Here is a 6,195-nt window from a genome sequence, read left to right as displayed (position 1 = left end):
AAGGATAATAGTCGGCGGATGGGAGTAGGGGTGAAAGGGCAGGGCAACAGAAGAGAGCGGTTGGCGGGGGGAGGCGACGGCGCGGGCGCCCCTGCCTCCCCCCTCCCCGCCCCCCCCCAGGCCGGAGGGGCCCGATGGCGAAGGACTACACCGGAACCGATTCCTCGCGCGGCGGCGGCACCGCGGCCGCCTTGCGGGCGGCCCGCCGCTTGATGACCCGCTCACCCCAGTTCATCAGGGGGCGTTCCAACAGATAGTACGAGATCGTCGACAGGATGATCGTGCCGATCAGGGTGACCAGTTGCAGCTCCCAGAACCCGGTGCCGGCACGGATCATCATCAACGGCATCGGCTCCCCGTTGAAATAGGCGTTCGGTTTCTGCAGATAGAAATGCATCACCGCGAACTGCCACAGGTAAACGCCATAGGAGATCTTGCCGATGAACAGGATGACCCGGTTGGTGAACACCGCGCGGATGAGGCGCGACTCGGGGCCGGGTGCGACCATCGAAAGCAACAGGCTCGCCGAGAGAATGGCCAACAGGCCGTAGAAGATCCCTAGCGCGGTGAGACTGTAGTAATCGTCCATGCCGATTTCACTGCCGGGGCGGGCGCAGTTGATGAGCAGGCAGGTCAGCGCGATACCCAGGAACAGGACGCGGTGGCGGCCGGCGAAGGCGAGCAGCTTGGGCGTATCCCGCGGCGACGCCTTCTGCAGTTCCAGCCAGATCGCGATGATCATGCCGATCGCGACCTCCGGCATCAGGCCCATCGGGTACCAGAACAACGCGCGGGTGCCGAGGCCGTTCATCTGCGAGTACAGCAGCCAGGCGATACCGGCCGCGAACAGGAGCGGCACCGGGAGCATCATCCGGTACGCCCGCGCCCGCGCGGTCTTGCCGCGGGAAGCGAACTTGAAGGTGGCCCAGGCGAGCAGCGGCAGCAGGAGGTAGAACTGCGCCATGTCCGGCACGGTCCACGTGATCTCCATGCCGTTGCTCCAGCCGTCCCAGTCGTAGATGTGCAGCAGCAGCATCGGACGGAGGACGTCCCACAGGTTTTCGACCTGCTGGAGGTTCAGTGCGACCAGCACCACGAGGTACATCGCGTAGTAAGCGGGCAGCAGGCGCAGCACCCGCCGGATCACCGTGCCTTCGCGTTTGCGCGGAGTGCCGTTGATGATCGATTTCGCGAATCCCTGGTAGACGAACATGCCCGTGAGCACGAAGAAGACGCCGGCGAAGATCTGCAACCCACCGGTGAAGAAGCCACCGACCGCACTGGTCGAAGCGATCGTGCCGCCGAGTTCCTTGGTGCCGAGCACTCCCGCGATCATCGCGACGTGCGTGAAGAGCAGGGCCAGCGCGCAGACCCCGCGCAGGCCGTCGACGGCGAGATAGCGTTGCTTGGCTGGCTTTTCCGCGGCTGCGGGCGGCCCGCCTGTCCGCGTTGCGGTAACGCTCATTTGTGCGTCCTTTCTCCCAAAAGCGATGGGGGTGAACCGCGCTCGAGCATTTCCACGTCACGCGGCGGAACCCAGACCAGTAACCGGCTGCCTCGCAAGCTTCGCACCGCCGCACGAGCTACGTCTTATCCCATTCTGCGAGCATTTTCGCCGAAGAGGTCGTGCTTCAGTGGGCGGAAGTCCGTGAAGGCCTCCTTGAGGGACTCTGGGTCCCTCAAGGAGGCCTTCACGGACTGGGCGAGGCTCAGGCGGCTTCTTCTTCGAGGCGCCGCGCGATGTCCGCGCGCAGGACCTTCTTGTCGATCTTCCCGATCGGCGTGCGCGGCATCGCGTCGACGACCACCAGCCGCTCCGGCAGTTTGAACCGGGCCACCCCAGCCGTCTCCATGACGTCGATGACGTCCTGCAACGCGACGGAATTGCCGGGTGACGGCACGACGTAGAGGCAGCCGCGTTCACCGAGCACCGGATCCGGCATCGCGACCGAGGCCGCCATCTCCACCGAGTCGAGCTGGTAGGCGAAGGATTCGACCTCCTCGGCCGCGATCTTCTCGCCACCGCGGTTGATCACGTCCTTGGTGCGCCCCTCGACGACGACGTAACCGTCTGGGCGCAGCCGCACGACGTCGCCCGTGCGGTACCAGCCGTCCGGGGTGAAGGCGCGCTCGTTGTGCTCGGGCGCGCGGTAGTAGCCGCGGATCGTGTACGGGCCGCGGGTGATCAGCTCGCCCTGCTCGTCCGGCGCGACCGGATTCCCGTCGGGGTCGACCACGCGCAGTTCGTCGGCCGGGTTGATCGGGCGGCCCTGGGTGTCGCAGGTGATGTCGAACGGGTCGTCCAGCCGGGTGAGGTTGGTCAGCCCCTCCGCCATTCCGTAGCCCTGCTGCAACGTGCAGCCGAACACCGAGCTGATCTGCCGGACCAGCTGGTCCTGCAGTCGCGCGGCGCCGAGCGTCAGCACCTGGAACGACGACAGGTCGTGGTGCTGGTCGGCCTCGCGGTATTCGAGCCAGCGCACCACGATCGCCGGCACCACCGACGTCACCGTGGCACGTTCGGTTTCGATCGCGCCGAACGAGTCACGCGGTGACGGCGACGGCGAGACGACCACGCGACCGCCCGCCCACAGCACGCCGAGGATCGCGCTCAGCGGGTAGTTGTGCCCGAACGGCAGTACGGCGAGATAGACCGAAGACGCGTCGAAACCGAAAGCATCGGCGGATCCGTCGACGTAGCAGGCGTAGTCGTCGTGGGTACGCGCGATGAGCTTCGGCAGCCCCGTGGTGCCACCGGAAAGGATCAGTAGCGCGACCGAGCGCGGGTCGGGTGCCGACGCGTCCAGTTCGGCGCGCGCCGCCGCGGGATCCGGCGCCGGGGCGCACAGCCCGCGCAGGTCGACGTGGCCGTCGCGGACGTCACCGGCGACGATGACGTGCTCGATCGTCTCGGCCCCGGCGGCGATCCCGGCCGCCAGTTCCTGGTGGTCGAAGTCCTTCACGCGGTCCGGTACGGCGATCGCGCGTGCCTCGGACAGCTCGGCCAGATAGGACAGTTCGTGCCTGCGGTGCTGGATCAGCGCCATCACCGGGAGCACGCCGAGCCGGAAGCACGCCAGCGTGAGCACGACGAACTCCCAGCCGTTGGGCAGCTGGACCAGGAGCCGGTCGTCGGGCCGGAGCCCCAGCGCCCGCAACCGCTGCGCGGCACCGTCCACACGGGACAGCAGTTGGGCGTAGGTCAGCCGGAAGTCGCCGTCGGTCAGTGCTTCGGCGTCCGGAGTCGCGTCGGCGGCGGTCACGAAGCGCGAAGCGAGCGCTTGGCCCTTCCAGTGGCCTTCGGCGACATAGCGCTCGACGAGGTCGGCGGGCCAGGGGACCGTTCCCGCACGGCTCGGCTGGACAGGTTTCGAGGGCACGACGGCCTCCCTTTCTCGTGGAATCATCCGAAGCGCGCGGGCATGGACTTGGCGCCGTTGACGAAGTTCGATTCGAGCCGGGTCACCGGCCCGGTCAGGCGCAGGCGGGACAGATGCGGCAGCAGTTCGGTCAGCAGCGTCGACATCTCCAGCCTGGCCAGATGCGCGCCGAGGCAGAAATGCGGGCCGATCCCGAAGGACAGGTGGGGGTTGGGATCGCGGCCGAGGTCGAGCCGGTCCGGATCGGTGAACACGGCCGGGTCGCGGTTGGCCGAGGTGTAGTAGACGACGACCTTGTCGCCCTCGGCGACGGGCTGCCCGGCGATCTCCGTGTCCCGGACGGCGGTGCGGCGGAACTGCATGATCGGCGTGACCCAGCGGATCAGCTCGTCGACCGCGGTGGCCACCGGCACTTCGCCGGACACCAGCCTGTCCCGTTCGGCCGGATTGTTCACCAGTGCCTCCAGCGAACCGGAGATCAGGTGGCGGGTGGTTTCGTTGCCCGCGACCACCAGCAGCAGCCAGAAACTGCAGAACTCGCGGTCGCTCAGGTGTTTCCCGTCGACCTCGGCGTTGACCAGACGGCTGATCAGGTCGTCGGCCGGGGTCTCGCGCCGGGACATGCCGAGCTTCATCGCGTAGCCGAACGCTTCGGCGAAGGTCCGGCGGTACGCCTCGACGTCGCCGCCACCGAACTCCGGGTCGTCGAAGCCGACCAGCGCGTTGCCCCAGCGGTAGAGCAGATGCCGGTCTTCCGGCGGGAACCCGAGCAGATCGCACAGGACCAGCAGGGGCAACTCGGCGGCGAAGTCGGCGACGGCGTCGAACTCGCCGCCCTCGGTGACCTTCTCCACCAGCCGCCGCGCGTGCCCGGCGATGCTGTCGCTCAGCCCTCGGACCGATTTGGGCGTGAACACGGTCGCGACCAGACGGCGGATCCGGACGTGCTCCGGGCCGTCCATGCTGACCAGCAGCTGCCGGGTCTGCTTGAGGTCGCCCGGCGTGCGCGGGTCGGGCAGGAAGGCGCCCTTGGCCGCGGACGAGAACTCCTCGGGCCGCCGCGACACCGAGTAAACGTCGTCGTAGCGCGTCACCGCCCAATAGCCGGAGCCGCGCTGGGTGGTGCTGCCGACGCTGGAATGCCGCGTCAGCAACGGTTCCGGGGTCCAGGCCACCGGTTCGGTCTCGCGACGACGGGCGAACTCCGCGTGCGGCACGCCGTCGGCGAACGTCGCCGGATGCGCGATGTCGGGCCGCTCGATGCCGATCGCGGCGAAGCTCATGCGCAGTACGTCCTTGCGGAGTTTGCCCGTCGCCTCGCGGGGAAGCCGCTCGATGACGTGGTACGTCCTCGGGGTCTTGAAACCCGCCAAGGACTCGCGGCAGAACGGGTCCAGCACCGCGAACAGGTCGGCGGGCGCGGCAGGAGCGTCGGCGGTGACCTCCACGATGGCGGCGACCCGCTCACCGAACTCGTCGTCGGGGACGCCGATGACGGCGACGTCCCGGACCACCGGATGGTTGAGCAGCACGGCCTCGATCTCGGCCGGGTAGACGTTGACCCCGCCGGAAACGATCATGTCCTGCGCGCGCCCGGTGAGGTAGAGGAAGCCGTCCTCGTCGAGATGGCCGACGTCGCCGAAGGTGAAGGTGCCCGGTTCCAGATGCGCGGACCGCGTCTTCTCCGGGGCGTTGTGATAGGAGAAGCTCTTGCCTTTGACGCGGCGGACGAACACCTGCCCGGAAGCGCCTGCCGGTTGCGGGGTGCCGTCCTCGCCGAGGATCACGATCTCGTTCGGCGGCACGGCCTTGCCGACGCTGCCGGGATGCGCGAGCCAGTCGCGCGAGCCGGTGAGCGTGACCGCGCCGCCCTCCGTGGCGCCGTAGTACTCCGTCAGCACCGGACCCCACCAGTCGATCATCCGGCGTTTGACGTCCGGCGGGCACGGTCCGCCGCCGTGCCACACGCGGCCGAGGCTCGCCCCCGAGAACCGCGCGCGGACCTCCGGGGGCAGCCGCAGCAGGCGGATGAACTGGGTGGGCACCAGATGCGCGGCGGTGATCCGCTCGCGGTCGATGGTGTCCAAGGTGGACTCGGGATCGAACGACCGGCGGATCACCAGCGTCGAGCCGAGCAACAGCCCGAGCAGGGAGAAGAACAGCTGGGACGAGTGATACCAAGGCCCGTCGAGCAGGCACCGTTCGCGCGATGGGACGTCCAGGACGACGTTCGCGTACCGGGTCAGTTTCGCCACCCGGGAGAACGGCGCGCCGACGACGAAAAGGCCGTTCACCACGCCTTTGGGCGCGCCCGTGGTGCCCGAGGTGTACAGCATCGTGGCGCCGCAGGTCTGTCCCTCGGGTTCGGCCGCGGGCATCCTTGCCAGCAACGGTTCCACCGCTTCGAACCCGGCCTCGTCCACGGAGCCGGTGACGAGCAGTGTCGTGCATTCCCCGGTGGAGCGCGCCACCGCGCGGCCGGCCGTCTCGGCGTACGCGGGTTCGACGACCAGCGCCTTGCTCCCGGAATCGGACACGAGGTAAGCGATCTCGGGATCGGTGAGATGCCAGTTGACCGGCACCACGGTGATCCCGGAGTGCAGGCACGCCAAGAGGACCTCGAAGGTCTCCCGGCGGTTGCCGAGGACACAGGCCAGCCGGTCTCCCTCGCCGAGCCCGCGGTCACGCAGCAGGGCGATCCAGCGGTTCACCCGCTCCCCCAGCAGCCGCCACCCGACCGCGCCCGCCTCGTCGACGATCGCGATCCCGGCCCCGTCCTCGGCGATGTAGTCGTTCAGTAGCGTCGGCATGAGTA

General features: G+C 68.5%; 3 protein-coding genes. All 3 read right to left on the bottom strand.

Annotated elements, in window-relative coordinates:
* Nucleotides 1-145 precede the first annotated feature (145 nt).
* The 3 genes from ACZ6DT_RS10030 to ACZ6DT_RS10020 all read right to left on the bottom strand — a co-directional run bounded on the left by ACZ6DT_RS10030 (nt 146) and on the right by ACZ6DT_RS10020 (nt 6,190).
* Entirely contained in the window at nt 146-1,465 is a 1,320-nt protein-coding gene (locus ACZ6DT_RS10030) for an acyltransferase family protein (RefSeq protein WP_465591481.1), read from the bottom strand.
* Between the two features lie 244 nt (nt 1,466-1,709).
* Nucleotides 1,710-3,380, bottom strand: coding sequence for a (2,3-dihydroxybenzoyl)adenylate synthase (locus tag ACZ6DT_RS10025; RefSeq protein ID WP_465591478.1), 1,671 nt, complete (start codon nt 3,378-3,380; stop codon nt 1,710-1,712).
* 23 nt (nt 3,381-3,403) lie between these two features.
* A complete protein-coding gene (locus tag ACZ6DT_RS10020; protein WP_465591475.1) occupies nt 3,404-6,190 on the bottom strand; it encodes a cytochrome P450 in 2,787 nt (928 codons plus the stop codon).
* Nucleotides 6,191-6,195: the final 5 nt, after the last annotated feature.

It is taken from the genome of Amycolatopsis sp. NPDC041971 (assembly GCF_055588925.1).
Note: the sequence above shows the minus strand (reverse complement) of the source record. Positions and strands in the feature narration are given on the sequence as shown.

Excerpts from the sequence above, each read along its gene's own strand:
- ACZ6DT_RS10020 (WP_465591475.1), bottom strand. The coding sequence starts at position 6,190 with ATGCCGACGCTACTGAACGACTACATCGCCGAGGACGGGGCCGGGATC.
- ACZ6DT_RS10030 (WP_465591481.1), bottom strand. The coding sequence starts at position 1,465 with ATGAGCGTTACCGCAACGCGGACAGGCGGGCCGCCCGCAGCCGCGGAA.